The organism is Marinobacterium aestuarii, from assembly GCF_001651805.1.
In the GTDB taxonomy this organism is placed as follows: Bacteria; Pseudomonadota; Gammaproteobacteria; order Pseudomonadales; family Balneatricaceae; genus Marinobacterium_A; species Marinobacterium_A aestuarii.
This window is the reverse complement of sequence record NZ_CP015839.1, coordinates 4,580,502-4,606,836: the sequence shown is the minus strand read 5'-3', so window position 1 is coordinate 4,606,836 and position 26,335 is coordinate 4,580,502. Positions and strand designations below refer to the sequence as shown.

Sequence of the window (26,335 nt, the reverse complement as noted above, 5' to 3'; positions counted from 1 at the left end):
CTCTGTTCTTCTGGTGAATCTTTGGCCGACAGCCAAATTTATCCGGAGCCGAACATGCAGCAGCGTTCCCCGCATGCCTGTCCCATAGCACTGACCATCGCCGGGTCCGATTCTGGCGGCGGTGCCGGGATTCAGGCTGATCTCAAGGCTTTTTCTGCGCTGGGCGTTTATGGCGCTTCGGTTATTGCTGCCCTGACGGCCCAGAACACCCGCGAAGTGCGCGCCATCCAGGATGTGCCGCCGGAATTTATTCGCAGCCAGATTCAAACCGTATTCGATGATCTGGCCATTGGCGCTGTCAAGATCGGCATGCTGAGCCAGCCGGCGGTGATTGCCGTGGTGGCCGAGGAACTGCGGCGCTACCAGGCCCGCAATATAGTGCTCGATCCGGTCATGGTGGCCAAAAGCGGCGACAAATTGCTGGCAGAAGCGGCAGTTGTCAGCCTGCGGACCGAGTTGCTGCCGCTGGCGTCCATTCTTACCCCCAACCTGCCGGAAGCGGCGGTGCTGCTCGATTGCGAAGAACCGACCTGCCGCGATGACATGATTCGTGCCGCCCAGGCATTGCTTGAATTCGGTCCCAAGGCGGTGCTGCTCAAGGGTGGGCACCTGCAGGGGCAGGACAGTGCCGACCTGCTCTGCACGGCCGAGCAACTGCTCTGGCTGCCCGCCAGGCGTATCGCTACGCGCAATACCCACGGCACCGGTTGCACCCTGTCATCCGCCATAGCCGCCGAGTTGGCCAAGGGGGTGTCGGTGCAGGCGGCAGTCGAGACGGCCAAGGCCTACATCAGTGCGGCCATAGAAGCGGCGGACAGGCTTGAGATCGGCAGCGGTCATGGGCCTGTCCACCACTTCCACCGTTGGTGGTGAGCGGCCGGATGCTCGGAATTGATGTACGCAACGCCAGTCTTGCCTGGCAGGGTCACAGTGTTTTCAGCGACCTGAATTTTCACTTGCCGGCCGGCGAGTGGACCTGTCTGCTGGGGCAGTCCGGCGTTGGCAAGAGTTCATTGCTGCGCCTGCTGGCGGGGCTGACCGAGCAGATGCAGGTGCGGGCCGAGATTGTTGCCAGCGATGGCAAGTCGCTGGACGGGCGCGTGGCCTGGATGGCGCAGCAGGATTTGCTGCTGCCCTGGCTGAGCGTGCTGGATAATGTGCTGCTGGGGCCGCGTCTGCGTCGCAGCCGTGTCACGCCGGCGCAGCGCGAACAGGCGCGCTACCTGCTGAACCAGGTGGGTTTGGCGGGGCTTGATTCACGCTACCCTGCGGCCCTGTCCGGTGGCCAGCGCCAGCGTGTGGCCCTGGCGCGCATGCTGATGGAAGACCGCCCGCTGGTGCTGATGGATGAGCCTTTCTCGGCGCTGGATGCCGTGACGCGGCTGAAGTTGCAGGATCTGGCGGCCCACCTGTTGGTTGACCGCACTGTGTTACTGATTACCCATGATCCGTTGGAGGCGCTGCGGCTGGGGCATCAGGTGCTGGTGCTGCAGGGCAGCCCGGCCCGCCTCACCGCACCGTTGCGCCCGCTTGATGCACCGCCCCGGGCGGTGGATCAGCCCGAGGTGCTGGAATTGCAGGGGCGTCTGCTGCGCCAGCTGATGGAGCTGTCGACATGAATGCCCTGCGTAGCCTGGGCATAGCGGCAGGGCTCTGCGGCCTCTGGCAACTGCTGGTGTGGTTAACCGATGCACCGCATTTTATCTTGCCGGGGCCCTTGCGGGTGCTGGCGGCGCTGTACGGCAATATAGGCCTGATATTGCAGCATGCCGGTGTGACCCTGGCGGAGATACTGCTGGGTCTGTTGCTCGGCGTCCTGCTGGGTCTTGGCAGCGCCCTGACGCTGATCTGGTTTCGGCGCCTGCGGCCCTGGATGCTGCCGATCCTGGTGATCAGCCAGTCGATCCCGGTGTTCGCACTGGCGCCGGTACTGATGCTCTGGCTGGGGTATGGCATGGCTTCCAAGGTCGCCATGGCAACGCTGATCATCTATTTCCCGGTGACAGCGGCCTGTTACGACGGTCTGCGGCATACACCGGCGGCCTGGCTGGAGCTGGCCCGCACCCTGGGGGCGGACAAACGCACCCAGCTGCTGCAGATTCGCCTGCCCTCGGCACTGCCGGCGCTGGGTTCGGGGCTGCGGGTCGCCGCCTCGGTGGCGCCCATAGGGGCGGTCGTGGGGGAGTGGGTGGGTTCATCCACCGGGCTGGGTTATCTGATGCTGCATGCCAATGCGCGCATGCAGGTAGATCTGATGTTTGCCGCCCTGCTGGTGTTGTCGCTGATGGCGGTGAGTTTGTATTTCCTGATTGACTGGCTGCTGCGGCGCCTGATGCCCTGGCAGTCCGAAACCCTGTTTGATGATGCCCGGGAGGCAGAATAATGAAAACAACAAAGCTAAAAGTCGGCGCCATGCTGGCCGCTGCGCTGCTGAGTGCGAATGTTATGGCGGCGGACAAGGTCACGCTGCTGCTGGACTGGTTTATCAATCCGGATCACGGCCCGCTGATCGTGGCGCAGCAGCAGGGCTACTTCAAGGAGCAGGGGCTTGATGTGGTGATGCAGGAGCCGGCGGACCCGTCCATGCCGCCCAAGCTGGTTGCGGCCGGCAAGGCAGACATGGCGGTGGCGTATCAGCCGCAGCTGCATGTGCAGGTCGATGAAGGTCTGCCGCTGAGCCGCGTAGGGACCCTGGTGGCAACGCCGCTGAATTCCCTGGTGGTGCTTGAAAGCAGCGATATCAAGTCGATTGAAGACCTCAAGGGCAAGAAGGTCGGCTATTCGGTCGGCGGTTTCGAGGATGCGCTGCTCAAGGCCATGCTGGCCCGTGAAGGTCTGGCGCTGTCGGATATCGAAATGGTGAACGTGAACTGGTCGCTGTCGCCGTCCCTTATTACCGGCAATGTTGATGCCGTTATCGGCGCCTACCGCAACTTCGAGCTGAACCAGATGGATATCGAGGGTCATCCGGGGCGGGCGTTCTACGTCGAGGAGCTGGGCGTGCCGGCCTACGACGAGCTGGTGCTGGTGGTGAACAACAAGGACCGCAAGGACCCCAAGTATGGCCGCTTCATGCGGGCGCTGGAAAAGGCGACCCAGTTTATCGTCAATCATCCGGATGAAGCCTGGACCAGCTTTGTCAGCTACAAGGCGGATCTGGACAACGAACTGAACAAGCGTGCCTGGGCCGATACCCTGACCCGCTTTGCACTGCGCCCGGCGGCGCTGGATAACGGCCGCTACGAGCGCATGGGGGCCTTTATGCAGGCCCAGGGCCTGACCAAGGCCAACCCTGCGGTATCGACTTACGCACTTGAACCCAAGTAAGACGTCGGAGCACTGATGAACATGTCATTTTCACAACAGCTGCGCAGCAATGCCGAGCCCTGGTGGAGCGGTGCCGTAGAGCACCCGTTCACCGTTCAGCTCGGTGACGATAGCCTGGCGGACGCGGTTTATATCCGCTACCTGCTGCAGGACTATGCCTTTATCGGCACCCTGGCCGATCATGCCGCGTTCAGCCTGGCGGCGGCGCCGGACATGGTGGCCAAGGGCAGGCTGGCGGGTTTTCTGGCGGCGCTGACGTCGGCCGAGAATGACTACTTCGAGCGCTCCTTTGCCGCCCTTGATGTAAGCCCTGCCGATTACCGGGCGCCTGAGCTGAACCCGGTGGCCCAGTTGCTGGCGCGGGAAATGCGCGATGCCCAGGCCTGTGGCTACGCCGACATGATAGTGGTGCTGGCCTGTGCCGAATGGGTGTATCTGAGCTGGGCCCAGCGCGAGGCGCAAAAGACGCCGCCGACGCGTTTCTGGCTGCGGGAATGGATCGATATCCACGTGTTGCCCGAGTTCGAGGCGTTTGTGATCTGGCTGCAGAGCGAGCTCGACAGCTTTGGCGAGCTGGATGCGGCGGACCGCAAGCGTCTTGAGCAGCGTTTTACCCGCATGGCCTGGCTGGAACAGGCGTTCTTTGATGTGTTGCTGACCGAGCAGAAATGATCATGTCCATCTATGAACAGCTTAAGCGCGCCGCCCAACCCGACTGGGATGCCTATATCCAGCACGATTTTGTGCGCGGCATGGGTGACGGCACCCTGGCGCCGGAATCCTTTGCCCATTATCTGAAGCAGGATTACCTCTTTCTGCTGCAGTTCAGCCGTGCCTGGGGCCTGGCGGTATACAAAAGCCGCACCCTGGAGCAGATGCGTTATGCCCAGCAGGGCATCAACGCCATGCTGGATATCGAGATCGGCTTGCATGTGCAGTACTGCGCCGACTGGGGTATCAGCGAAGCGCAGCTGCAGGCCTTGCCGGAGGCGGCCGCCACCGTGGCCTATACCCGTTATGTGCTGGACTCGGGTCTATGCGGTGACCTGGCAGATCTGCATGCGGCGCTGGCGCCCTGCATCGTGGGCTATGCCGAAGTCGCCCGCTGGCTGCTGGATCAGCCGACGACCCAGTTGGACGGAAACCCCTACCGCGCCTGGATCGAAATGTACGCCAGTGAGGAGTATCAGCAGGTCGCCGACGCCGAAATCCGCCTGCTGGATGAACTCTGCGCCGGCATGCCGGCACGGCGCCTCGGTGAACTGTCACACACCTTCCATACCGCGACCCGGATGGAAGGCGCCTTCTGGCAGATGGGGCTCGATCTGAGCGCCTGAATGAATTCCTGAAGTGAAACCCTGGCCCGCCAATCACGGCGGGGTTGGGGGGCCTATGCCCAAATTAAGCTCAAAACACGCTTTTCAATCATGCTGGCAGGATGCCGGCGCTAAACCGACCCAAGAGGATGAGAATAAAATGGCCGAGCAAAACAAGCCTTTCAGTCGTGGCGTTGTCGCTGACGTCGCCTCAGTGCAGCCGTTCCCCAAGTCCCGCAAGGTGTATATCGAGGGTAGCCGACCGGATATTCGCGTCCCCATGCGCGAAATCTCGCTGGACGATACTCCCACGGGTCTGGGTGGAGAAAAAAACGGTCCGCTCTATGTCTACGATACCTCAGGCCCCTACACAGATCCGAACACGGCCATAGACGTGCGCAAGGGTCTGCATCCGCTGCGTGATGCCTGGATCGACGAGCGCAACGACACCGAAATGCTGGATGGCATGACCAGTGATTACGGTCGCATGCGCGAATCCGATGCGAGCCTGGATGAGCTGCGCTTCGAGCTGACCCGCAAGCCGCGTCGTGCACGCCCCTTGAAAGACGGCCAGGCCGGCAACGTCACCCAGCTGCACTATGCACGCAAGGGCATCATCACGCCGGAGATGGAATACATCGCCATCCGCGAGAACATGAAGCTGGCCAAAGCCGAAGCCGAAGGCAGCATGGTTGACCAGCAGCACCCCGGACACAGCTTTGGTGCCCGCCTGCCAAAAGAAATCACGCCGGAATTCGTGCGCAAGGAAGTGGCCGAAGGCCGTGCCATTATTCCGTGCAACATCAACCACCCTGAGCTGGAACCGATGATTATCGGTCGCAACTTCCTGGTGAAGATCAACGGCAATATCGGCAACTCTGCGGTCACCTCCTCGATCGAAGAAGAAGTCGACAAGATGACCTGGGGCACCCGTTGGGGCGCCGATACCATCATGGATCTGTCCACCGGCAAGAACATCCATGAAACCCGTGAATGGATACTGCGCAACTCGCCGGTGCCCATCGGTACCGTACCCATCTACCAGGCGCTGGAAAAAGTGAACGGCGTGGCCGAAGACCTGAACTGGGAAGTGTTCCGCGACACCCTGATCGAACAGGCGGAGCAGGGCGTGGATTACTTCACCATTCACGCCGGCGTACTGCTGCGCTACGTGCCCATGACCGCCAAGCGCATGACCGGTATCGTCTCCCGCGGTGGCTCCATCATGGCCAAGTGGTGCCTGGCGCATCACCAGGAAAACTTCCTCTACACCCACTTCGAAGACATCTGCCAGATCTGCAAGGACTACGACGTGTCCTTCTCCCTGGGTGATGGCCTGCGTCCCGGCTCCGTCTACGATGCCAACGATGAAGCCCAGTTTGCCGAGCTGGAAACCCTGGGTGAACTGACCAAGATCGCCTGGAAGCACGATGTGCAGGTGATGATCGAAGGCCCTGGCCATGTGCCTATGCACATGATCAAGGAGAACATGGACAAGCAGCTGGAAGAGTGTCACGAAGCACCTTTCTACACCCTGGGCCCATTGACCACCGATATAGCACCGGGCTACGACCACATCACCTCAGGCATAGGTGCGGCCATGATCGGCTGGTACGGCTGCGCCATGCTCTGCTACGTCACGCCCAAGGAACACCTGGGCCTGCCGAACAGGGATGACGTCAAGACCGGCATCATCACCTACAAGATCGCCGCGCATGCTGCAGATCTCGCGAAAGGGCATCCGGGCGCGCAGATCCGCGACAACGCCATGTCCAAGGCGCGCTTCGAGTTCCGCTGGGAAGACCAGTTCAACATCGGCCTGGATCCGGACACGGCCCGTGCCTACCACGACGAAACCCTGCCGAAAGAGTCCGCCAAGGTGGCGCATTTTTGCTCCATGTGCGGACCCAAGTTCTGCTCCATGAAGATCAGCCAGGAAGTGCGTCTGCTGGATGCCACCCAGATCGAGGCCATCAACCTGGAAGCAGAATCGGGCATGCAACAGAAGTCTGAGGAGTTCCTGGAAACCGGCGGGAAGATCTACCACAAGGTGTGATCATTACACTGAGGTAACAACTTTCGAGTGAATAAAAGGCCGGCTATCCCCAAAGGTAGCCGGCCTTTTTCCTTTTTCTTTGAAACGAGTCAGGCGTACAGGACTTCGCCGCCCATCACGCCGGGCATGCAACACTCCTGAATACGCTGCGCAAGGCCGAGGAGTTCCTGGAAACCGGCGGGAAGATCTACCACAAGGTGTAATCTCTACACTCAGGTAGAAAAGCTTGAGTGACTAAAAAGGCCGGCAGTCTGTAAAGATTGCCGGCCTTTTTGTTTTTAGGGTACGAAAATAGGCAGGCACTGCTGAGTCGTCAGTCCCCCAGGGGCTGGCTGTCGTCGTGATCCCGGTATGCCACCAGGTGGTGCTTGATGCGGCGTACGTTCTCCAGCGCCCGTTCGCCGATGGCGATGGCAAGCTCCGAGGCCAGCACGTCGATCACTGCCAGCAGGGCATAACGCGAGGCGGTGGGCTGATTCACGAAGCTCTTCTCTTCGGGGATATCCACCGGCAGCAGAATATCCAGATGGGCACAGAGGGGGGCGTCGGGCCGTGTCATGCCGATAACGGTGGCGTCGTAGCCGCGGGCGATATCACAGGCGTTGGCCAGATCGGCGAAGCGCCCGGAGGTGGAGATGGCGAGCAGTACATCACCTTTCTTGAGTGTTGCGGCGACCATCTGCAGCATCTGACTGTCCTGGTAGGCATTGACCGCCAGACCCAGTCGAAACAGCCGGTGCTCGACATCCTGCGCCACTATGGTGGAGCCGCCGCCGCTGCCGAATACAGCAATGCGCCCGGCGTGCTGCAGGGCACTGACCGCCTGCTGGATAGTTTCGCTGTCCAGCAGCGCCAGCTGCATTTCCAGTGCCTGCTGGGCGCGGCGTACCACCTGCTCGGCGGCTTCAGAGTGGCTGCCGGACGAGGTCTGACCGGCCAGAAAACGCACCCCCACGGCGCGTGCCTGGGCCAGGTGAACCTTGAATTCACGCAGATTCTTGAAGCCCAGCTTGCGGCAGAATCGCGTCACTGTAGGCGTGCTGGTATCGGACCACTGTGCCAGTTCGGTGGTACTGGCATGCACGGCGCGATCGACGTCGGACAGTATCACCTCGGCCAGACGCTGATCCGCCTTGCTCATGGCATTGGTATTGTCCTTGAGCGCGGACACTATATCGGGGGCTGCCGGTGGCGTCATGATGGGGTTCACCCTTCCTTGATAGTCAGCAATGGGTCAGTAGCGCGCCGCCGCACCGGGTCTGAAAACACTGCGCTGGAGTATAACACCGCTTCACAAACCTCAGCGAGCCGGGGCCTGCGCCTGGGTATGGACGCGTTACCAAACCCAGGCGAGGCGGGTGTTACTGCGGATCCTTGTAGGCGGTGACGTCGATTTCCACCTTGGCGTCTACCACCAGCGGTGACACCACGGTGGAGCGTGCCGGCGGGTGGCCCTGGAAGTATTCCTTGAAGACGCCGTTGAAACTCCAGAAATCCCGCGGGTCGTCCAGCCAGGCATTCACCTTGACCACGTCTTCGAGCTCGTAACCGGCTTCTTCCAGTATGGCTTTGACATTCTCGATGGCCTTGCGGGTCTGGGTCACTATGCCGCCTTCCACCACTTCACCATTTTCCAGCGCGACCTGGCCCGAGACAAACAGAAAGCCACCGGCTTTGGTGGCCTTGGCGAAAGGCAGCTCCTGGCCACCGGCACCCTGACCTGCAAGGCGGAATCGTTCGATAGGCATAGATGTACTCCTGAATAAAATATGAAGAAAATCTTCTCTTTTTTAAATTTACAGTTGATTTTTACCCTGTTCAGGGTCATATTTCAATCACAAAGTGAAGATTGTGTTCATAAATAACAAAAACAGAGGTCTCCCTATGAGCCGGTGTCAGAGGCTGAGCAGCAGGCTCAGTGGCAGAATCAATCTGCTGAATCAGAGGGTTGTCGGCGTGCTGATGGCCGTGCTGCTGCTGGATGTGTGGATCGCGGTGCTCGATCGTTACCTGCTGCACTGGCAGATCAGCTGGGTCGAGGAGCTGGCGCGCTACATCATGATCTGGGCGATCCTGCTGGCGGTGCCCTGCTGTACGGCGGGGCGTGAACATATAGGCCTGTCTACGGTGGTGCAGCATCTGCCGGCGCCAGTGCAGCGCGGCCTGAGAATCCTGGTGGATCTGCTGTCGCTGCTGTTTTTCGGCTACCTGGCCTTCTCCGGCACTGAGCTGGTGGTCAAGGGGCTGCAGCAGGTTTCCACGGTCTTCGGCTTGCCCATGGCCTATCCCTACGGTGCTATTCCGGTGGCCTTTGGTCTGGCGGCGCTGCAAAGCCTGCTGGCACTGCTGCGGGACTGTGGCAGGGATAGGCTGGAGCCCGCAGCGGATTCAGAAAAGGCACTGCAGCTGCAATAACCCCCCAAAGTGCTGAGCGCGGTGTTTTGCCGCCAACCATAACAACAATACAGAGGAGTGACGCAATGACGATCGCCCTGATTCTGGTGGTACTGCTGATTATCGGTACTCCCGTAGGCGTTGCGCTGGGCCTGGCGGGCCTGGCCGGCATGTTTAGCATCGGCGGACTGCATTTTGCGTCGCTGGCGCCGGCCAAGGTCTTCAACGGCCTGAATATCTTCCCGTTCCTGGCCATGCCGTTCTTTATTCTGGCTGGCGAAATCATGAACCACACCGGTATTACCTCCCGCTTGGTACAGTTTTCCCAGGCGCTGGTGGGGCATTTTCGCGGTGGCCTGGCGCACTCCAACATGGTGGCGTCGGTGTTCTTTTCCGGTATCACCGGAGCGGCTACGGCTGATGCTGCCGCTTTTGGTCGTACCCTGGTGCCGGCGATGGTGGAGCAGGGCTACAGTCGCCCCTACGCCTGTGCCGTTACGGCGGCGGGCTCCATCATAGGTCCGACCATTCCGCCATCCGGCCTGATGGTGGTGTACGGATCCCTGATGGGAGTTTCCATCGGCGGCCTGTTCGCCACCGGCATTCTGCCGGGCCTGCTGATCTGTTTGGTGTGCATGGCCATTATTGCCGTCTTCGCCAAGCGCAAGAATCTGCCCAAGGCGGCCCAGCGCGCCTCACTGCGCCAGCTGCTGGGTCACTTCAAAGGCTCGCTGCTGGCACTGCTGATGCCCCTGATTATCCTGGGTGGCATTGTCAGCGGCATCGTCACACCCACGGAAGCGGCCTCAGTCGCGGTGGCCTATGCCCTCTTTATTGGCTCGGTGGTGTATCGCAACCTGAGCTTTGCCGCCCTGTTTCGCATGCTGATCAGTACGGCGCAGATTTCAGCGGTGATCTACCTGATTATTGGCGCCGCCTCGATCTTTGGCTGGTGGCTGAGCTTCAATCAGATTCCCCAGTTTATCGCCACCTTTATCAGCCAGCTGTCGGATAACCCCAACGTGATCCTGTTGCTGATTATTGGTCTGCTGCTGGTGGTGGGCATGATCATGGATATCAACGCCATGCTGATCATTCTGGCGCCGGTGCTGGTACCTCTGACCGAGCAGATCGGCATGGACCCGTTGCACGCCGGCATTATCTTCGTACTGGCGCTGAATATATCGCTGATGACGCCGCCGGTGGGCGCCTGCCTGTTCGTGTTGTCGTCGGTCACCGGCGAAAAGCTGGAACGCATTTCGGCTGAGCTGATGCCCTTCCTGATAGGCCAGCTGATCCTGCTGATGTTTCTTGCCTTTACCCCTGAAGTCACGCTCTTCATCCCGCGTTTGCTGGGTTACTGAGCCGGCTTGAATCCTGCGGCTACGGCCATTTATCCACCTGAAACCATAGAGAGACTGTCGATGAAAAAAATAATCACCTCCATCGCCGCTACATCCCTGCTGGCCACTTTGGCCGCCATGCCCCTGACGGCCAACGCCGAAAAGGTGCTGCGCTTCGCCCATGACAACAAGGCGGACATGCTGGAGAACCCGGCCCATGCCTTCACCGGCGTGTTCAAGAATATCGTTGAAGCGGCCAGTAATGGCGAGATCAGGGTCGAGATCTACCCTAGCAATCAGCTGGGCTCGGCGAAGGAACATATCCAGATGGTACGGGATGGCCAGATCCAGGGCACGCTGTCGTCTACCGGCGCCCTGGCGGGTTATTACCCCCGTATCGGTGTGCTCGATGTGCCTTTTGCATTCAACAGTAATGCGTCCACCTATGAGGTATTGGACGGCAGTTTCGGCAAGGCGCTGGCGGCGGATATAGACGCCAGCCTCGGCGACGTCAAGGTACTGGGTTTTCCCGATACCGGTGGTTTCTTCTCGGTGACCAACTCCAAGCGGGCGATCAATACCTTGGAAGACTTCAAGGGCATTCGCATTCGCACCATGACCCTGCCGACGCACCAGAAGATTATTCAGTCCCTCGGTGGCGAGGCCTATCCGCTGGCCTGGGGCGAGGTTTATTCCTCCCTGCAGACCGGCGTTATCGATGGCCAGATGAACCCGATTCCCACGGTGACCTTCGCCAAGTTTGATGAGGTGCAGGAATACCTGACCCTGACCAACCATCTGTTTGCGCCCTATACGCTGATGCTGAACAAGGCCTTCTATGACGGCTTGACGGACGAGGAACGCAAGATCATCCATTTTGCGGCCCAGTCGGGCATTGTCGCCGGCAGAGGTCTGTCCCGCGTGATCGAAGCCTCGGAGCGCGGTCTGGAGGGGCTGAAAAAGACCATGAAGGTTAACGCCCTGTCGGCAACGGAGCGCGAACGTTTCCGCGAGGCGACCCAGCCGGTGGTCATTGAAGACATTCGCCAGGTGCAGGACGGCAAGGGTGTCGAACTGCTGGATCTGTTTCTGAATGAAACCCAGCAGGCCAACGACAAGCTCTACCTGAACTAAGTCCCCAGGCCCCCGAGCCTGTGTTCGGGGCCAACCTCTCGAGGTGTTTTATGCGAGTTTTTGTAGCCTCACTGGCCACCGAGACCAATACGTTTTCGCCGGTGTTCACGGATCTGGCGTCATTCAAGGAAAGCTTTTATGCCCCGCCCGGCGAACATCCGGCCACGCCGACGCTGTGCAGTGCCCCCTTTATTGCCTGTCGCGAGAAAATCCCGGCGCTGGGCTGGGAGCTGATCGAAGGCACCGCCGCCTGGGCCGAACCCGGCGGCCTGGTGAACCGCAGCACCTACGAGCTGCTGCGCGATGAAATACTCGGGCAACTCAGTGCCGCCCTGCCGGTGAATGCGGTCATACTCGGGCTGCACGGCGCCATGGTGGCCGACGGTTATGACGACTGCGAAGGCGATCTGCTGGCGCGGGTGCGGGCTCTGGTGGGGCCGACGGCGACCATCGCCGCCGAGTTCGATCCCCACAGTCACCTGACGGCCAAGCGGGTTGAGCAGGCGGATATATTGCTGGCGTTCAAGGAGTTTCCCCACACCGACTTCGTCGACCGCGCCCGGGACCTGGTGGACCTGGCGGTGCGCCATGTGCAGGGGGAGATCAAGCCGACGGCAGCGGTGTTCGATTGCCGGATGATAGAGGTGTTGCCCACCAGTCTTGAACCCATGCGCAGCTTTGTGGATCGCTTGCATCAGCTGGAACAGGAGCCGGCAGTGCTGTCCATTTCCGTTATCCACGGCTTTATGGCCGGGGATGTACCCGAGATGGGCACCCGGCTGCTGGTGATTACCGACAACGACCAGGCCCGCGCGGACAGCCTGGCGCAATCCCTTGGCATGGAGCTGTTTTCCTTTCGCGGCAAAACCCGCCCGCCCTATATAGCGCCTGAGCTGGCGATCGCAGAGGCCCAGGCCTCGTCGCGGCAGCCGGTGGTCATCGCCGATGTCTGGGACAATCCCGGCGGCGGTGTGGCCGGGGACTCGACCCTGGTGCTGCAGAAAATGCTCGACATGGGGGTGACCGATGCGGCGGTGGGCACCATCTGGGATCCCATGGCGGTGCGCTTTTGCGTGGCGGCGGGAGAGGGCGCGAAGATCAGGCTGCGCTTTGGCGGCAAGGCCGGGGACAACGCCGGCGCGCCCATGGATGCCTGGGTGGAGATCCGCAGGGTGGTGCGCGATGCCGTGCAGAGCTTTGGCGACAGCGTGGTACCCCTGGGGGACAGCGTCTGCATACGCCTGGCGGATACGGCCATCGATGTGGTGCTCAACAGCAACCGCTCCCAGGCCTTTGCGCCGGACCTGTTCAGCAATCTGGGTATAGACCCTGCGGCCAAGCCGATCCTGCTGATCAAGTCGACCAATCACTTTTACGATGCGTTCGCCGCCATCAGCCAGCACATTATCTACTGTGATGCGGGGGGGCCTTATCCCAGTAACCCAGTCACCAGCAACTATCGCAAGATGACCCGTCCGATCTGGCCGATCGTGGAGAACCCCCACGCACTCACAGACGACACACTGGAGACACGCTGATGCTCTACCCACAACTGGACACGCCCTGCGTTTTGATCGACGAGGCGATACTCGAGGCCAATATCCGCGGTTTTCAGGCCTATTGCGACGAGCAGGGGTTGCGGGTGCGCCCGCATATCAAGACCCACAAGCTGCCCTGGGTCGCGCGCAAGCAGCTGGACGCCGGGGCTATTGGCATAACCTGCCAGAAGGTGGGGGAGGCCGAGGTTTTCGCCGCGGCGGGGTTTGACGACATCCTGATCAGCTACAACATCATTGGCGCCGCCAAGCTGGCACGGCTGCTGGCACTCGCAGGCCAGGTCAGGACCCTGGCGGTGGTGGCCGACAGCGAAGCGGTGCTGCAGGGGCTTTCGGCGACCTTCGAGGGTACGGGTAAAACACTGGATGTGCTGGTGGAGTGCGACACCGGCGCCGGTCGCTGTGGCGTGCAAAGCCCGGAACAGGCGGCGCAGCTGGCGCAGCTGGTGGCGCGCTTGCCGGGCCTGCGTCTGCGCGGGCTCATGACGTATCCGGCGGCCTACAGCGAAGCCGTGGTGCAGCAGTGGTTCAGCCGGGCGGCTGCATTGTGCGAGCAGCAGGGCCTGGCGCTCGAGGTGTTCAGCAGTGGCGGTACGCCCAGCATGTGGCATGCCCATGAAGCGCCCATCGTCAATGAGTACCGCATTGGCACCTATGTGTACCAGGACCGCTCCCAGGTGGCTGCCGGCGCTTGCGAGGCGGACTGCGCGCTGACGGTGTTGACCACCGTGGTCAGTGTACCGGTGGCAGGAAGGGTGATCGTGGACGCGGGCAGCAAGGCGCTGACGTCGGATCTGCTGGGACAGGACGGTTACGGTCAGGTGGTGGGTTATCCGCAGGCGCGGGTGATTGGGCTGAGTGAAGAGCATGGGGTACTGGATTTCTCCGCCTGCAGCCAGGCGCCGCTGGTGGCTGAGCGGCTGCGGATCATTCCCAACCATGCCTGCCCGGTTTCCAACCTGTTCGACGAGGTGCACTTCTGTCGTGACGGTGAATTCCGCCGTACCGAGGCGGTGCTGGCACGGGGCAAGGTGACTTGAGGAGCACCAGGTGAACAAGGCTTACGATATTATCGCGCTGGGAGAAACCCTGCTGCGCCTGACGCCGCCTGATCTGCAGCGGCTGGACCAGAGCGCCGGTTTCGATGTGCAGGTGGGCGGCTGCGAGTCGAACACCCTCAGTGCCATGGCGCGCCTGGGGCTCAATTGCGCCTGGCTGTCACGCCTGCCGGAGAACGAACTGGGTGACCGGGTCCGGCAATCGCTGCGTCAGCACAATGTGGATGTGCAGCATGTCAGCCCCGGGGGTGATGACCGCCTGGGGCTGTATTTTTACGAGCCGGGGCGGGCACCCCATCGCAGCCAGGTGATTTACGACCGGGCCGATTCGGCCATGGCCCGCATGCAGCCCGCAGACTTGCCGGTGGCCCTGTTCCAGCCGGGACGGGCGCGACTGTTTCATACCTCGGGCATTACCCTGGGGCTGTCGGCATCGGCCTGCGCCACGGCGCAGCAGGCATTGCAGCTGGCCCTGGAGGCCGGCATTCCCTGCAGTCTGGATATCAATTACCGCCAGCGCCTCTGGTCGCCACAGCGGGCACGCCTGTGTCTGGAGCCCCTGCTGGGGCAACTGGACCTGTTGCTGGTGGCGGAACGGGATATTCAGGCGCTCTGGCCCGAGGCCTGGGATGCCCATTGCCACGAGCGCACGCTGCGCCGCTTTCAGCGCTGGGCGCCCAATAGCCTGCTGGTCATGACCCGCGGCAGTGCCGGTGCCGCCTTGCTGACACCCGCCGGTGAGCTGCATCAGACCGATGCATTTAGTGCGCAGGAGGTGGAGCGTCTGGGGGGCGGTGATGCCTTTGCCGCCGGTTTTCTCAGCGCCTGGCTGGCGGGCAAATCCCATTCCGAGGCGCTGCGCCAGGGTGCCGCAGTGGCGGCATTCAAGTACGCAACGCCGGGGGATATTGCCTGGATCAACCGCAGCCAGCTGGATCGTCTGCTGGCCGACCCCGCAGCGACGGGGCTGTGTCGCTAATAAGCGTCTCGATAATCGCCCGGTGACGTAGCCTGAATTACTGCAGCCAGGTTATGAACGCCGGGCTCTGCTGCAGCGACTTCAGGCTGATGCTGTAGCTGTCACCGTCTTCAGTATGGCGCAGGCGCATAAGCTGGTAGCCGTTGCCGGGGCTGAACCAGAGCAGTGTTTCCTGGCTGGCATCGTTACCCTGCTTGTTGAGGCGCAGGGTATCGATGCTTTTTCCGTCGAGCTTCAGTTTTTCCTTACCCGCAATGTCAAAGCGGTAATCCTTGAGTTTGCTGCGGCTGACAAAGCGGTAGTGATAGTCGCCAGTCTGGCGGGCCAGGTCCTGCTGCAGCTTGAGCTGATAGAGCAGAGGGTCGAGGGTGCCGGGCGTAATGTTGATGGTGTTCTGGCCCTTTTTGTCGCTGTAGGTCACCTTTTTGCCGGCGCCATCAAAGCGCAGCTCGTACTTTTTCGAGATCCCCAGTATCGACTGACTGTAGCGATACAGCTCCGGAGTCCAGCGCCCTTTGGCATCACGGCTGAAGGTGCTGCTCTCCTCGATACGTGCGATCGAGCCCCGGGCTCTGGACTCGAACACAAAGCGGTTATTTCCCAGCGGCTTCAGAGTGCGCACCAGCGCCAGGTCAAAACCCTTGTACTGAGCGCCGTAGCTGGTGGTCAGCAAGGGTTCGGCGGCCTGGATGCGGCCGGCGCAGAGCAGAACGAGCAACAGCAGGGCAGGGGTCATGCGTTTGAACATTCGATCGATCCTCCACAGAGTCCAACTCAGTTATAAGGTAGCGCCAGTGTACGGCAAATGAATGTCAGTGCCCTGTTCTGCATCTGATTCCAGGCCTTACTTTCAGTCTCCTTTCAGAGAGCGCGCCTAGACTGGCTTCACCGGTTCGGGTTGCCGCAAACAATTTTCGATGAGGTGATAAGGATGAGCAAGCAGCGTTTTATTTCCGGGGGAGTACGTGCAGGCCTGTTCGGTTTGGCACTGGCGCTACCTTTCGCGGCTCAGGCCGAGGAGCCCCAGGTGATCAACCTGACCCAGACGGGATGCCAGTTCCTTGAAAGCGAAAATGGTGTTGATCACGGTTACAGCACCCGCAGCATGGCTGACTGCGAAGCGATCAATGCACAATCCGGGGAGGAGCGCCTGGCCGGGGCAAAGACGCTGGAGCTTAAACCGGGTCGCTATATTTTCCGGGTCAGTAACGAGAACGTGCCCTATGAACTGGGCTTCTGGTTGCGCGGCGCAACCCTGGTGGACCGCGCCCTGCTGCCCAGCGTATCGGGCGGTGGCCTGGCCCTGGGAACGACCCGCGACTATGAAATTGAGCTCAAGCCCGGCGAGTATGTCTACTCCTGCCCGCTGAACCCGACGCCGGATTACAGTCTGATCGTGAAAGGCTAGCGGAAGGCTCTATAAGCAGCCATGCAGGATTTTTAGTGGACATGTGAACGCAGCCCTCGCCGGCAGAAGACGCCGGCGAGGGCTGCCTGCGTACTGAGCGTGCTCTGCCGAGCGCTTGATAGACGAAAACTGTCTAAGCGGGGGCTAAAGTACTGCACTATTCTTCCTTGGTAGCGTCGGCCTTGCTGCGCTCGGGATACTCGGGGTCGTGGTGACAGTGATCTTCGGGTAGCAGCGGCAAACTGGGGTTACAGGTGCTTTTGGCTGCTGGTGCCTCGTGCCCGGTGAATAGTGACGCAAAGTTACGCATACCAGGCTCCGTTGTTTGAATGCAGTGCACCCGCCTGACGGGATCACGCTAGTGATATTGTCGTTTAATGCTGGAGAAAGGTGCAGGGAGAGACGCCGGCATTGCTGGAGACGCCGGATTGCTGTCAGCCAAATTGTGACACGGACGTCGCCTTTCTTTTTCGCAACCTCCATCTGTTGTCTTTGGCGCTTTCCGCTTGAACTTGCTGCGTTACCGTGCGCTTTCAGCCCCATTAGGCTGCGATATTCTATCGGGCACCTCGAAAAACCTCGCCGACCAGCGGTACCCTTGGGTAAAATTCACAGCGTCTGATACAGCCATGGACTGATACCGATGAAGAAGCCACGCAGCGCCCTCAAGACCGATTTGTTTGCCGCCGATCAGCACCGGGAGAAGATCGACCGCCTGGGCGATCCGCTGGCGGAGATCAATCTGCACATCGACTTTTCTGCCCTGGCGGCGGCCGTTGATCAAGTTGCGCCGCGTCCGGTCAGCTCGCAGGGTGGCAGGCCTCCCTTCCCGACGGAGACGATGGTGCGAATTCTGGTACTCAAACGGTTATACAACCTGTCCGACGAGCAGATGGAATACCAACTGCTGGACCGCATGAGTTACCAGCGCTTTTGCGGACTCACGCAGATCAGTAATATTCCGGACCGCACCACGATCTGGACATTTGAGAACCGGATCGGTGAAGCCGGCGCCAGAGCCCTGTTTGACGGTGTAGCGGATCAACTGATGCGCCGGGGCTATATTGCGCGCGGCGGTCAAATTATCGATGCGACCCTGGTCCCTGCGCCCAAACAGCGTATTCGCAGTCATGAAAAAGACATCATTGAGCAACAGGCTACGCCCGCCGACTGGAAGCCGGCCCAGCGCCGCCAGAAGGATGTGGATGCCAGCTGGACCAAGAAACATGGCAAGAGCCACTTCGGCTACAAGCTGTCGATCAATGTAGATAAACGCTATAAGGTGATCCGCGCTATTGAGACCAGCACCGCCTCGGTGCATGACAGCCGCCACTTCGAGCAGGTACTTGACCCCTATAACACCAGCCAGAATGTCTACGCCGATCGTGGCTATGCCAGCCAGGCGCGGGAAGCGGATCTCAGGCAGCGTGGCAATCGCCCTGAAATTCAACGCAAAGGGGCGCGTAACCGCCCACTGTCCGACTGCCAGAAACGACGCAACCATCGCATCGCCAAGATCCGCGCCCGGGTAGAACATGTGTTCGGGGCAATCGACCAGATGGGAGGCATGCTGATTCGAACCATCGGCCAGGCCCGGGCGAACGTTAAGATGACGCTGATGGCGACCTGCTACAACCTGAAGCGGTTGGTGTATTTACGCAGAGCCGGAATCGAAGCCTTCTGATGGCCACCGTAGGTCGAATCGCGCCCAGTAGGCCTGATTCGACCTAAGAGTAGGCATCAAACTGAGTAACTAAACTTTCACCTCGTCGAGAAATTGACCCTGCTTTTGTCGTCACCGTAGGGTCGTTACTCAATTTACCGAAAATCATCGGTTAATCGAGGTGCCCTATCAACGGTTTTTGTCCATTCGGTTAAAGTTGTCTTTAAATTCTCTGAATGCAGCCCTGAGCGATACAAAAATGTCCTTTTAATTACAAGGGGATTTGAATCCATTGTTTGAGTTAAAAATCAGAAAAAACAGATGACGGCCCCATTTTTGTTTTGTATGATCGAGTTTAAAGGAATTCAGCTAGCGTTCAGCGAAACCGACTCGTGAGTACCCCAGGGCAAACGCATGATCACATTTTGATCTCCCCAAGCACTTTGAGCATGTAGTCGAGGTCCCAGCCACAGGCTTTGCGCTTGTTCTTGATGCCCACCTTGTGCGTCGTATCCTGCTTGAGAAGATTCAAGACGATTTGCCGGGCCGTCGCCAAATTTTCGGCGGCAAAGCCTTGGCGGGCACGAGAGCGGTCTTCGTCGAAGGCTACATCCAGCACCCAGTGCAGACAGTTTTCGACCTGCCAGTGCTCGCGAGTAGCGGCCAAGACCTCCTGGGCCGTCAACGTGCGGCTGGAGATGTAATAACGGATCATGGTGTCACCCTTGCGAGCGTCCTGGCGGTCCAACTGCACGGCCGCCACCGTCTTGGCCTGCCAGCGCTTCGCGGTGGCCAGTGCCGACGGCTCGTTCAGAACCCAACAGCGACGGTGTTCCTGGCGGCCGTGCTGATGCTCTGCTCGCTCGGCAAACACGGGGCCCGGCGCGTCTTCAGGGGTGTTTTCCCAGTACCGATCGAAGTACTCGGCCACCTCTTTATGCAGACTCTTCTGGTTGGCTTTGACCGCCAGCAGATAGTCGGCACCGCGCTTGAGGATGCTATCGGCGATGCGCTTCTGGCACCCCATCGCATCCAGGGTGACCAAGCACCCTTGAAGCTCCAGCAACGCCAACAATTTGGGGATAGCGGTGATCTCATTGGACTTACCGTCCACTTTGTATTGCCCCACCGCCATGCCCAGGTCGGTGGACCAGGCATTGACCATATGAATGGCGTCCTTGCCCTTGTTCCAGGCGGATCCTTTGACCGTCTTGCCATCGATAGCGACAGTGCCTGACAGACCGCTACCCACCATCACGTCCTGGACCCAGGTAATGAACAGGGTTCGGAAAGCTTTCGGGTCCAACAGGCTGAACATGCGATTGAAGGTATCGTGGGAGGGAATACCACCAGGCAACGTCAGGTGCTGACGGAACCAGCCCTCTCGAGTCTGGGCAAACAGGGCGATAGAGTTCCAGTCGTCGGCCCCACAGAGGATTCCGCAGATACTCATAAACATAACTTCGGCAAAATTGTGAGTGCATTTTGCGCTTTGTCGAGGGTCTTCAATCTCTTGGAGATGGCTGAGCAGAGAACGCTTTGACATAGGGTATTCGCGCCTGTCCTATGATGGAAATTCTCTGAATACCAGCCGGGCTTGTCGGTTGCAAGAGAGAAGTAAGATCCGTGCTGCGCTGTGCAAAAAACGTTCATGCGTTTGCCCTGGTGAGTACCCGAATATGGAATATAATCGGGAATAGGTCAGGTTTCGAACTCAAAGGACGCTTTAAACAAGGAAGGGACTATCATGACCAAACTCCACGTTTTTATCCTTCAGACTCAGTGCAAATTCGCCCGCTTTCTTCGCAATGAAGAAGGTGCCAGCGGTATAGAGTACGCGCTTTTAGCTGCTATGGTAGCTGTTGCTTTGGCTGTGGTTGTGCCCGACGTAAAGCTGGAAGTCGAGACAATCATGGACAGCATTCTTCAAGGCCTCAAAGGTGAAGCGCCTGCTGCCGGTTAATTGGTGCCGCTCTGGTGTGAGCTACCCCGGCTATTCTTTCTGGTCACGCTGCTGCTGATTGCGATCAGTGACGCCCGGCAGAGGCGTATTCCGAACCTATGGGTGCTCTGCTTGCTGGCGTTTGCGCTGCTGTCGTTATTGCTCTGTGACCGGGCAATTTCGGGCGCGAAGCTTGAGTGGTCGGGTATTGGTGGGTCGGCGCTGGCGGTATTGCTGCTGGCGCTTCCCGGTTATATCGGTCGTCAGCTTGGGGCCGGAGATATTAAGCTATTGCTGGTATTCTGTATGGTCTTTCCCTTAGGCATACTTTTATTGATCATGGTATTGGCCTTTGGTGGCTTGGCCGTCGCCTGTGTTATCGGGCGGCGCAGAAGCTTGCCGTTTGCGCCTTTTATGGCAGCTTTTTCCTGCATGGCAATACTGGGAAGTTACTGATGTCTGCGAATCGGTTTGAGCGCGGCGGTGCGGGTATCGAGTTTGTCCTGGTGCTGCCGGTGTTCTTTATGATTTTTTATGCCATCGCCAACTACAGCATGATTTTCTCGGCCAACCAGATGCTGCAGTATTCAGCGGAAGAGGGGCTGAGAAACAGTATATCTTTTGTGGATGAAAGCTGCTTTTTCAGTACCACTGAATGTGACTCCGCCGCGGTCCGGGCGCAGGTCGAGCTGGCCACCAAGGATGTGCTGGGGCAGGTGACGGGCAATGCTACCGAGTCGAGCCTGGGCAGTCTGTTTGGTCAGTCGCTGGATGCTGCGTTGCAGATTCGCACCGGGGATACGGCCAGCGGTGGCTGTTGCCTGGTAGAACTGGTGTACGACTATGCCGCTTTTCCCTTTTTGCCGGCACTGATGCTGCCGGTGCCTGAGCGCTTGAGCACCACGGCAAGCCTGAATCTCTAATACCAAGGAACGGGAAGCTTAATGCAAGGACGCAGTATGAAGATGATCGCCCTGACCCTGATTGGTCTGGCGTTAGTCGTGGCGGTCTATGGTCTGAGTCTGGGTAATGCTGATCCTGTGACTGTGAGGGCGGCGGAGCCTGAGCCTGCACAAACGGTTTGGACTTTTCGTACCTCCATGGTGCCTGGCACCGCGCTGGCGCCTGAACATCTGCAGCAAGCGCGGGTGATGCAGCGCAATGCGGCCGATGTTCAGGACGCCGAGCCCTATATGGGGCGCATTCTGGCCCGTACGGTGATGGGGGGCAGTCGCTTGCAGGAGGTGCTGCTGGAAACTGAACGCCCGATGCTGGACGCACTGCCCCCGGGATACCGTGCTCTGGCCATCAAGGTCGATGAGGTCACCGCCGTGGGTGGTCATCTGAGTACTGGTGATCGGGTCGATGTGCTGCTGTATATCAAGGCCAGCAAGGAACTGGGGCCTGATACCAGTGCCCGCAGGCTGCTCAGCAATGTGCTGGTGCTGGCCTATGGCGAAGAGTTGATAGGCGTATCTGATGCTACTGAGCAGAAACGGCAGGATCGCTCCCGCTCGGTCGTATTGGCCGTGCCCGATGCCCAGACGACGGCCCTGATGCTGGCTGAAAACGCGGGCGTACTGCGTCTGGCGGTGGTGGGCATGCAGGATAAACTGATTGATGCGACCAGCGACCCGAGTCGTAGTTTCAGCACACCGCTACGTACTCTGACGAGCAAGCCCAGCGCGTCCACCCTTCCCATTGCCAAACCGGTCGTCAAGCGGCCGGCGGCACCCTCCGTGGAAGTTTATCTCGGCGAAGAGAGAAAACTTGTCCGTACCGGATACTAGGAGTTCCAATGCCGTTTCGAAGTCTCATTGTGCTGCTTGTTGTGCTGTGCGGGTCCTGGCAGCTTCAGGCTGCGGAACAGCGGCTCTACGTGGGTGGCCAGAAGTCCATCACGCTGAATGCACGCATAGCCCGGGTCGCCGTGGGGGAACCGAGTATTGCCGGTGTCAGGGTGTTGTCGAGTCGCCAGGTTCTGCTGACGGGCAAAGCGGTCGGCGACACCAGCCTGCTGGTCTGGCTCAGTGGCCGTACCGAGCCCGAGCGCTTTGACCTGGCGGTGTATCCCGCCGGCAGCGAAACAGAAAATGTTCAGGTGCAGACCGATATAAAGGTGGTGGAGGTCAGCCGCCAGGCGCTGCAGTCGGCCGGGTTCTTTTTTGGCAAGAACACCGGTAACAGTATTTACGCCATAGGTAACGGGGGAACCCTTTCCGGGGTTGAGTCCGGCTCCGGCGGCTTCACCCTGAGCAGCAACTCGGGCTTCCTGTCGGATGGGAGTGCCTTTGGCATTATCGCCGGCAATGCGAGCAAGGGACTGCTGGGCACCGTCAGCGCACTGAGCAGTAACGGCTTTGCCTATACCCTGGCAGAACCCAGCCTGGTGTCCATGTCCGGCCAGCCGGCATTTTTCCTGGCAGGCGGCGAGTTTCCTTTCCCCAAAAGCTCCGATAACGGCGAGATCAGTGTTGAGTTCAAGGAATTCGGCGTGCGTTTGAACCTGACGCCCACCGTATTGCCGGGGGAACGCATCATGCTAAAGGTGGCGCCCGAAGTCAGCGAACTCGATTTCACCGGCGGCCTGCAGGCCGCCGGTGTTTCGGTGCCGGCTCTGCGGGTGCGCCGGACCGATACCACCATACAGTTGGGCGCCGGTGAGAGCTTTATCATCAGTGGCCTGGTCAGTCGCAATACCCTGAAAAGTGCTGACCGGCTGCCGTTGCTGGGTGACATTCCTATCCTGGGGGCTTTCTTTCGTTCCACCCGCCTTGAGCGCAGCGACAAGGAACTGCTGATGATCGTAACGCCTCACCTGGTCAGGCCGTTTGCGCGCACCGCAGAGTTGCCGCCGCTGCCGGGCGAGATTTATCGCGACTACCAGCCGAGCTTTTTGCAACAGCTGTTTATCGATCCGGCGCCGGGCACTGTCGGCGCCATGCCCTCGGGTATGGGATTTTCCGCCGAGGTGCGGCCGTGAAAGTGATCGCCTACAGTGCCGATCGCAGCCACTGTGCGTCTATCAATGCCATGGTGCCGGAGGGTGTCGAGCTCTCCTGGCTGCCGGAACCGACAGCATTAAGCGGTGTGGGTGAGGCGCGGGTGCTGGTGTTGCTGGCGAGCCGCGCGTCTGACACAGGACTCGAGGCGCTGATCAACCTGTTTGGCCCCAGGCCCGTTCTGCTGGTCGACCTGACGCCCGACGGGCACTGGTACAACGCTGAGCTGTCCGCCTGGGTGCAGCTGGTTGAATTAGACGACATGAATGCCACCTTGCACCGGCTCTGTTCTGCCAGGGCCATGTCGCCGGCGCGCAGCCTCGCGCTAATGTCGGCTCGCAATGAGTATGACGGCGCCGTACTGGCGGCCCATATCGCCTGGGCACTGCATCAGCGCAGCAACGAACGGGTGCTGGTACTGGATCTGGGCATGCCGCAGTCTGCTCTGCCTGCCTATCTGGACATGGAACCCCATATCAGTTTTCTCGACCTGGTTGAGAACAGCCAGGCGCTGGAGTCCGGCTGGCTGGATGACAAGCCAATCGAGGCGTTGCCCGGAATCGATGTTATCGGCATGGCGAGCGGCAAGAGTGACAGTCGCCTGAATGCGCAGGATCTGACCCGGACGCTGCAAGCGCTGAAAACCCGTTACGCGCATCTGATCATCAATCTGGTGGGGATGCAGCCTTCGGGACTGCTGAATCTGATGGCTGCCGAGGTTGAGCAGCAGTGGGTGCTGTCGGATCAGAAGAACCTGAGTCTGGCGAGCGCGCTCGAGCTGGCTGAACACTTGCTGGGCCTGGGCCTCAGGCCCGGTGGTGTTAACCTGCTGCTGGCACCCTACGTAAAATCCGTACTGCCGGCGCGGGATTCCATCGAGAGCAAGATTCCACTGCCACTGCGCGGCACTCTGCCCTGGATGCCGGAAATTCTGACCCAGATCAATGCCGGCACTCTGCTGCCGCCGGGATCTGATACCGCGCCGCTGTTGCAGGCTGTAGAGCAGGCGCTCTGGTTGCACGAGCCCGTCTCCTGGTGGCGAAAACTGTCCACAAGGAGCGCCTGATGCTTGCGTCCAACACCGATCTCCGGCTATCGAATAACCAGCTGGATGTGGCGCCCGAGGAAGAAAACCTGGGTCTGCGCGTTAGCCTGCATGCCAATATTATCGAACGCCTGGAAGAAGACGGGCTGATGTTCGAGATGGAGCGGTTTGAGCTTCATCCCCATGTGCAGGGCTATGTGCGTGCCTATCTGCTGGAACAGGACATTCGCAAGAGCGATTACGATATCGGTCAGCTGGTGGCCGAGTTGCTGGACGAAATGGTCGGCTTTGGTCCGGTGCAGGCATTGCTGGATGACCCGGCGGTGGACGATATCCTGATCAATGGCGCGCGCCAGGTGTTTGTCGAGCGCGGCGGCCTGCTCGAGCGGGTGCCACTGCGCTTCATTAACGACCAGCATGTGCTGCGGGTCATCAGACGCATGATTGCACCGCTGGGGCGGCGTATCGACGAGTCCAGCCCCATGGTGGACGCGCGTCTGCCCGATGGCAGCCGTATCAATGCGATTATCCCGCCGCTGTCCATCGACGGCCCCTGCCTGTCGATACGAAAGTTCAAACCCGAAGCCCTGACCATTGAAGACCTGATCCGGGGCGGCGCGCTCAATGCTGCCATGAGTCAGTTTCTGGCCGACTGTGTCGCTGGCCGCTTCAATATTCTGATCAGTGGCTCCACCGGTTCCGGCAAGACTACCTTGCTGAATATTCTGAGCCAGAACATTGGCCGGCGCGAACGCGTGGTGACCATCGAGGATGCAGCCGAACTGCAGTTGCGCAATGGCCATGTGGTGCGGCTCGAAACCCGACCGCCAAACAGTGAAGGCCAGGGTGAGGTGATGCCACGCGAGCTGCTGAAAAATGCCCTGCGCATGAGGCCCGACCGCATTGTACTGGGTGAAAGCCGCGGCGCCGAGGTACTCGACATGTTGCAGGCCATGAACACCGGCCATCAAGGCTCCATGAGCACAGTGCACGCCAACTCCGCCCGTGATTCCCTGGTCCGGCTCGAAATGATGGTGACGCTGTCGGGGTTTAATGCGTCTGATCTGCTGATCAAGCAGATTATCGCCACGTCCCTGGACATGATCATACAGGTAGCCCGCTTGCCTGATGGCAAGCGGGTCATCACCGATGTGGTGGAAGTGCAGGACCTGGCGGATGGCCAGATTCGCACCCAGCCGCTGTTTCGTTATGACGCCGGTCGGGATCAGTTTGAATCCCTCAATGGTCTTTCTGTCGGGCTGAGCCAGAAACAGGCGAGGTACCGGGGGTGCTGATTGGTATTTCGGTCGGCCTGCTACTGGCGGCGGGGCTGCTGTTGCTGCTTGCCAGCCGCACCGGTTCAGAGGCGCCTCCGGCTCCGGCACCGCGGGAACGACCGAGCCGGCTGTCCATGCTGGGGTCAAATCGTTCGCTCCTGATGCTGGCGGTGCTGATTGTCGCGGGTGTTGGCCTGTCCTACCACATGGGCGGGGCCTACTTTGCCGTGGTGGCCGCGGCGGTACTGCCGGCGCTGGCAATGCTGCTGGTGCTCTATCGCCGTTCGGTATTGCAGCAGCATCAACGCCGGCAGCTGCCGGGGTTTATCAATCAAATTGTGCGCCGCGTCACGGTGGGAGCGAACCTTAGCCAGGCGGTCGAGCGGGCGGCGAAAAGTATCGAGTCGCCGCTGGCCGATGTACTGCAGCGGGCACTGCACCGCACCCAGCTGGGCGACGAGCTCGCCGCTGCTTTTCATTTTGAGGCTCGCCGTACCGGGCTGAACGAGTTGGCGCTGCTGGCGACGGTTTTCAATATCAACCACCAGTACGGTGGCAGTGTGGTGACGGCGCTGGACAGCCTGGCCAAGCTGCTGCTGCAGCGCGAACGGGCCTGGCGTGAGCTGCGGGCCATGACCGGAGAAACACGCTTTACGGCGCTGGTGTTCGGTGCGGTTCCGGCGCTGATGGCGCTCTATTTGCTGCTGGTGAGCCCGGCTTACCTGCTGGGTATGTGGCACGACGAGGGCGGACGTCAGCTGCTGCTGGCCGGAGCCGGCCTGCAGATGCTGGGTGTGCTGGTGTTGTGGCGCATGATCAAGTCGATCTAGGGGGC

28 protein-coding genes are annotated in these 26,335 nt (G+C 60.0%); 23 read left to right on the top strand and 5 right to left on the bottom strand.

All coding sequences use genetic code 11. The features are described 5' to 3' along the window. Nucleotides 1–54 precede the first annotated feature (54 nt). The 7 genes from thiD (at nucleotide 55) to thiC (ending at nucleotide 6,699) form a co-directional block, all read left to right on the top strand. The gene (thiD, locus tag A8C75_RS20195) at nucleotides 55–873 is read left to right on the top strand and encodes a bifunctional hydroxymethylpyrimidine kinase/phosphomethylpyrimidine kinase (RefSeq protein WP_067386161.1); all 819 of its coding nucleotides are present in this window, start codon (nucleotides 55–57) and stop codon (nucleotides 871–873) included. A gap of 8 nt (nucleotides 874–881) precedes the next feature. Further along, complete coding sequence (locus A8C75_RS20190; protein ID WP_067386160.1) at nucleotides 882–1,619, top strand: ABC transporter ATP-binding protein; 738 nt, start codon at nucleotides 882–884, stop codon at nucleotides 1,617–1,619. Further along, nucleotides 1,616–2,383, top strand: coding sequence for an ABC transporter permease (locus A8C75_RS20185; protein ID WP_067386159.1), 768 nt, complete (start codon nucleotides 1,616–1,618; stop codon nucleotides 2,381–2,383). The genes A8C75_RS20190 and A8C75_RS20185 overlap by 4 nt, the downstream gene beginning before the upstream one ends. Next, nucleotides 2,383–3,327, top strand: a complete 945-nt coding sequence (locus A8C75_RS20180; protein ID WP_067386158.1) for an ABC transporter substrate-binding protein — start codon at nucleotides 2,383–2,385, stop codon at nucleotides 3,325–3,327. The genes A8C75_RS20185 and A8C75_RS20180 overlap by 1 nt, the downstream gene beginning before the upstream one ends. Nucleotides 3,328–3,342: 15 nt before the next feature. Further along, nucleotides 3,343–3,999 carry a TenA family protein gene (locus A8C75_RS20175; protein ID WP_067386157.1) on the top strand — a complete coding sequence of 219 codons (657 nt, stop codon included), beginning with the start codon at nucleotides 3,343–3,345 and terminating at the stop codon, nucleotides 3,997–3,999. A 2-nt stretch (nucleotides 4,000–4,001) separates the two neighbouring features. Beyond that, on the top strand, nucleotides 4,002–4,664 hold the full coding sequence (gene tenA / locus A8C75_RS20170; RefSeq protein ID WP_067387552.1) for a thiaminase II: 663 nt from the start codon (nucleotides 4,002–4,004) through the stop codon (nucleotides 4,662–4,664). A 139-nt stretch (nucleotides 4,665–4,803) separates the two neighbouring features. After that, nucleotides 4,804–6,699, top strand: a complete 1,896-nt coding sequence (gene thiC / locus A8C75_RS20165; RefSeq protein WP_067386156.1) for a phosphomethylpyrimidine synthase ThiC — start codon at nucleotides 4,804–4,806, stop codon at nucleotides 6,697–6,699. A 313-nt stretch (nucleotides 6,700–7,012) separates the two neighbouring features. On the opposite strand, the gene A8C75_RS20160 is transcribed toward thiC, so the two are convergent. Together A8C75_RS20160 and A8C75_RS20155 are read right to left on the bottom strand one after the other, a co-directional pair. Beyond that, a complete protein-coding gene (locus A8C75_RS20160; RefSeq protein ID WP_067293130.1) occupies nucleotides 7,013–7,897 on the bottom strand; it encodes a MurR/RpiR family transcriptional regulator in 885 nt (294 codons plus the stop codon). Between the two features lie 163 nt (nucleotides 7,898–8,060). Continuing rightward, a complete protein-coding gene (locus A8C75_RS20155; protein WP_067386155.1) occupies nucleotides 8,061–8,447 on the bottom strand; it encodes a RidA family protein in 387 nt (128 codons plus the stop codon). Between the two features lie 136 nt (nucleotides 8,448–8,583). On the opposite strand from A8C75_RS20155, the gene A8C75_RS20150 reads away from it, so the two are divergent. From A8C75_RS20150 to A8C75_RS20125, 6 genes are all read left to right on the top strand, one after another. Next, nucleotides 8,584–9,114, top strand: a complete 531-nt coding sequence (locus A8C75_RS20150) for a TRAP transporter small permease (protein WP_067386154.1) — start codon at nucleotides 8,584–8,586, stop codon at nucleotides 9,112–9,114. A gap of 65 nt (nucleotides 9,115–9,179) precedes the next feature. Beyond that, nucleotides 9,180–10,457, top strand: coding sequence for a TRAP transporter large permease (locus tag A8C75_RS20145; RefSeq protein WP_067293141.1), 1,278 nt, complete (start codon nucleotides 9,180–9,182; stop codon nucleotides 10,455–10,457). Between the two features lie 60 nt (nucleotides 10,458–10,517). Continuing rightward, a complete protein-coding gene (locus A8C75_RS20140; RefSeq protein WP_067386153.1) occupies nucleotides 10,518–11,570 on the top strand; it encodes a TRAP transporter substrate-binding protein in 1,053 nt (350 codons plus the stop codon). 50 nt (nucleotides 11,571–11,620) lie between these two features. Then, nucleotides 11,621–13,108 (top strand): M81 family metallopeptidase, encoded by a 1,488-nt coding sequence (locus A8C75_RS20135; protein ID WP_067386152.1) that lies wholly within the window; start codon nucleotides 11,621–11,623, stop codon nucleotides 13,106–13,108. Beyond that, entirely contained in the window at nucleotides 13,108–14,166 is a 1,059-nt protein-coding gene (locus A8C75_RS20130; protein ID WP_067386151.1) for a D-TA family PLP-dependent enzyme, read from the top strand. Before A8C75_RS20135 ends, A8C75_RS20130 begins: the two co-directional genes overlap by 1 nt. 10 nt (nucleotides 14,167–14,176) lie before the next feature. Further along, entirely contained in the window at nucleotides 14,177–15,163 is a 987-nt protein-coding gene (locus tag A8C75_RS20125; protein ID WP_067386150.1) for a sugar kinase, read from the top strand. A 37-nt stretch (nucleotides 15,164–15,200) separates the two neighbouring features. Here the strand turns inward: A8C75_RS20125 and A8C75_RS20120 are convergent, their stop codons facing one another. Continuing rightward, nucleotides 15,201–15,911, bottom strand: a complete 711-nt coding sequence (locus tag A8C75_RS20120; protein ID WP_067386149.1) for a DUF3108 domain-containing protein — start codon at nucleotides 15,909–15,911, stop codon at nucleotides 15,201–15,203. Between the two features lie 183 nt (nucleotides 15,912–16,094). Here A8C75_RS20120 and A8C75_RS20115 point away from each other — a divergent pair, with 183 nt between their 5' ends. After that, entirely contained in the window at nucleotides 16,095–16,571 is a 477-nt protein-coding gene (locus A8C75_RS20115; RefSeq protein ID WP_067386148.1) for a hypothetical protein, read from the top strand. 157 nt (nucleotides 16,572–16,728) lie between these two features. On the opposite strand, the gene A8C75_RS23725 is transcribed toward A8C75_RS20115, so the two are convergent. After that, nucleotides 16,729–16,881, bottom strand: a complete 153-nt coding sequence (locus tag A8C75_RS23725) for a hypothetical protein (RefSeq protein ID WP_157890341.1) — start codon at nucleotides 16,879–16,881, stop codon at nucleotides 16,729–16,731. A gap of 333 nt (nucleotides 16,882–17,214) precedes the next feature. Here A8C75_RS23725 and A8C75_RS20110 point away from each other — a divergent pair, with 333 nt between their 5' ends. Next, nucleotides 17,215–18,255 (top strand): IS5 family transposase, encoded by a 1,041-nt coding sequence (locus A8C75_RS20110; protein ID WP_067386147.1) that lies wholly within the window; start codon nucleotides 17,215–17,217, stop codon nucleotides 18,253–18,255. Between the two features lie 397 nt (nucleotides 18,256–18,652). Here the strand turns inward: A8C75_RS20110 and A8C75_RS20105 are convergent, their stop codons facing one another. After that, complete coding sequence (locus A8C75_RS20105; RefSeq protein WP_067381573.1) at nucleotides 18,653–19,780, bottom strand: ISAs1 family transposase; 1,128 nt, start codon at nucleotides 19,778–19,780, stop codon at nucleotides 18,653–18,655. Between the two features lie 201 nt (nucleotides 19,781–19,981). On the opposite strand from A8C75_RS20105, the gene A8C75_RS20100 reads away from it, so the two are divergent. The 8 genes from A8C75_RS20100 to A8C75_RS20065 are packed head-to-tail and all read left to right on the top strand — an operon-like array spanning nucleotide 19,982 to nucleotide 26,330. Then, nucleotides 19,982–20,197 (top strand): Flp family type IVb pilin, encoded by a 216-nt coding sequence (locus tag A8C75_RS20100; RefSeq protein ID WP_067386146.1) that lies wholly within the window; start codon nucleotides 19,982–19,984, stop codon nucleotides 20,195–20,197. Between the two features lie 3 nt (nucleotides 20,198–20,200). Next, complete coding sequence (locus tag A8C75_RS20095) at nucleotides 20,201–20,632, top strand: prepilin peptidase (RefSeq protein ID WP_157890340.1); 432 nt, start codon at nucleotides 20,201–20,203, stop codon at nucleotides 20,630–20,632. Beyond that, nucleotides 20,632–21,099 (top strand): TadE/TadG family type IV pilus assembly protein, encoded by a 468-nt coding sequence (locus tag A8C75_RS20090; RefSeq protein WP_067386145.1) that lies wholly within the window; start codon nucleotides 20,632–20,634, stop codon nucleotides 21,097–21,099. Before A8C75_RS20095 ends, A8C75_RS20090 begins: the two co-directional genes overlap by 1 nt. Nucleotides 21,100–21,120: 21 nt before the next feature. Further along, on the top strand, nucleotides 21,121–21,966 hold the full coding sequence (gene cpaB, locus A8C75_RS20085; protein ID WP_084784178.1) for a Flp pilus assembly protein CpaB: 846 nt from the start codon (nucleotides 21,121–21,123) through the stop codon (nucleotides 21,964–21,966). A gap of 8 nt (nucleotides 21,967–21,974) precedes the next feature. Next, nucleotides 21,975–23,159: a type II and III secretion system protein family protein gene (locus A8C75_RS20080; protein WP_067386143.1), complete on the top strand. Its 1,185-nt coding sequence runs from the start codon at nucleotides 21,975–21,977 to the stop codon at nucleotides 23,157–23,159. Continuing rightward, a complete protein-coding gene (locus tag A8C75_RS20075) occupies nucleotides 23,156–24,244 on the top strand; it encodes a CpaE/TadZ family protein (protein WP_067386142.1) in 1,089 nt (362 codons plus the stop codon). Before A8C75_RS20080 ends, A8C75_RS20075 begins: the two co-directional genes overlap by 4 nt. Next, nucleotides 24,244–25,518, top strand: coding sequence for a CpaF family protein (locus A8C75_RS20070; protein WP_067386141.1), 1,275 nt, complete (start codon nucleotides 24,244–24,246; stop codon nucleotides 25,516–25,518). Before A8C75_RS20075 ends, A8C75_RS20070 begins: the two co-directional genes overlap by 1 nt. Next, complete coding sequence (locus tag A8C75_RS20065) at nucleotides 25,512–26,330, top strand: type II secretion system F family protein (protein ID WP_067386140.1); 819 nt, start codon at nucleotides 25,512–25,514, stop codon at nucleotides 26,328–26,330. Before A8C75_RS20070 ends, A8C75_RS20065 begins: the two co-directional genes overlap by 7 nt. Nucleotides 26,331–26,335 lie beyond the last annotated feature (5 nt).

Excerpts from the sequence above, each read along its gene's own strand:
- thiD (WP_067386161.1), top strand. The coding sequence starts at position 55 with ATGCAGCAGCGTTCCCCGCATGCCTGTCCCATAGCACTGACCATCGCC.
- A8C75_RS20190 (WP_067386160.1), top strand. The coding sequence starts at position 882 with ATGCTCGGAATTGATGTACGCAACGCCAGTCTTGCCTGGCAGGGTCAC.
- A8C75_RS20185 (WP_067386159.1), top strand. The coding sequence starts at position 1,616 with ATGAATGCCCTGCGTAGCCTGGGCATAGCGGCAGGGCTCTGCGGCCTC.
- A8C75_RS20180 (WP_067386158.1), top strand. The coding sequence starts at position 2,383 with ATGAAAACAACAAAGCTAAAAGTCGGCGCCATGCTGGCCGCTGCGCTG.
- A8C75_RS20175 (WP_067386157.1), top strand. The coding sequence starts at position 3,343 with ATGAACATGTCATTTTCACAACAGCTGCGCAGCAATGCCGAGCCCTGG.
- tenA (WP_067387552.1), top strand. The coding sequence starts at position 4,002 with ATGTCCATCTATGAACAGCTTAAGCGCGCCGCCCAACCCGACTGGGAT.
- thiC (WP_067386156.1), top strand. The coding sequence starts at position 4,804 with ATGGCCGAGCAAAACAAGCCTTTCAGTCGTGGCGTTGTCGCTGACGTC.
- A8C75_RS20160 (WP_067293130.1), bottom strand. The coding sequence starts at position 7,897 with ATGACGCCACCGGCAGCCCCCGATATAGTGTCCGCGCTCAAGGACAAT.
- A8C75_RS20155 (WP_067386155.1), bottom strand. The coding sequence starts at position 8,447 with ATGCCTATCGAACGATTCCGCCTTGCAGGTCAGGGTGCCGGTGGCCAG.
- A8C75_RS20150 (WP_067386154.1), top strand. The coding sequence starts at position 8,584 with ATGAGCCGGTGTCAGAGGCTGAGCAGCAGGCTCAGTGGCAGAATCAAT.
- A8C75_RS20145 (WP_067293141.1), top strand. The coding sequence starts at position 9,180 with ATGACGATCGCCCTGATTCTGGTGGTACTGCTGATTATCGGTACTCCC.
- A8C75_RS20140 (WP_067386153.1), top strand. The coding sequence starts at position 10,518 with ATGAAAAAAATAATCACCTCCATCGCCGCTACATCCCTGCTGGCCACT.
- A8C75_RS20135 (WP_067386152.1), top strand. The coding sequence starts at position 11,621 with ATGCGAGTTTTTGTAGCCTCACTGGCCACCGAGACCAATACGTTTTCG.
- A8C75_RS20130 (WP_067386151.1), top strand. The coding sequence starts at position 13,108 with ATGCTCTACCCACAACTGGACACGCCCTGCGTTTTGATCGACGAGGCG.
- A8C75_RS20120 (WP_067386149.1), bottom strand. The coding sequence starts at position 15,911 with ATGTTCAAACGCATGACCCCTGCCCTGCTGTTGCTCGTTCTGCTCTGC.
- A8C75_RS20115 (WP_067386148.1), top strand. The coding sequence starts at position 16,095 with ATGAGCAAGCAGCGTTTTATTTCCGGGGGAGTACGTGCAGGCCTGTTC.
- A8C75_RS23725 (WP_157890341.1), bottom strand. The coding sequence starts at position 16,881 with ATGCGTAACTTTGCGTCACTATTCACCGGGCACGAGGCACCAGCAGCC.
- A8C75_RS20110 (WP_067386147.1), top strand. The coding sequence starts at position 17,215 with ATGAAGAAGCCACGCAGCGCCCTCAAGACCGATTTGTTTGCCGCCGAT.
- A8C75_RS20105 (WP_067381573.1), bottom strand. The coding sequence starts at position 19,780 with ATGTCAAAGCGTTCTCTGCTCAGCCATCTCCAAGAGATTGAAGACCCT.
- A8C75_RS20100 (WP_067386146.1), top strand. The coding sequence starts at position 19,982 with ATGACCAAACTCCACGTTTTTATCCTTCAGACTCAGTGCAAATTCGCC.
- A8C75_RS20090 (WP_067386145.1), top strand. The coding sequence starts at position 20,632 with ATGTCTGCGAATCGGTTTGAGCGCGGCGGTGCGGGTATCGAGTTTGTC.
- cpaB (WP_084784178.1), top strand. The coding sequence starts at position 21,121 with ATGCAAGGACGCAGTATGAAGATGATCGCCCTGACCCTGATTGGTCTG.
- A8C75_RS20080 (WP_067386143.1), top strand. The coding sequence starts at position 21,975 with ATGCCGTTTCGAAGTCTCATTGTGCTGCTTGTTGTGCTGTGCGGGTCC.
- A8C75_RS20070 (WP_067386141.1), top strand. The coding sequence starts at position 24,244 with ATGCTTGCGTCCAACACCGATCTCCGGCTATCGAATAACCAGCTGGAT.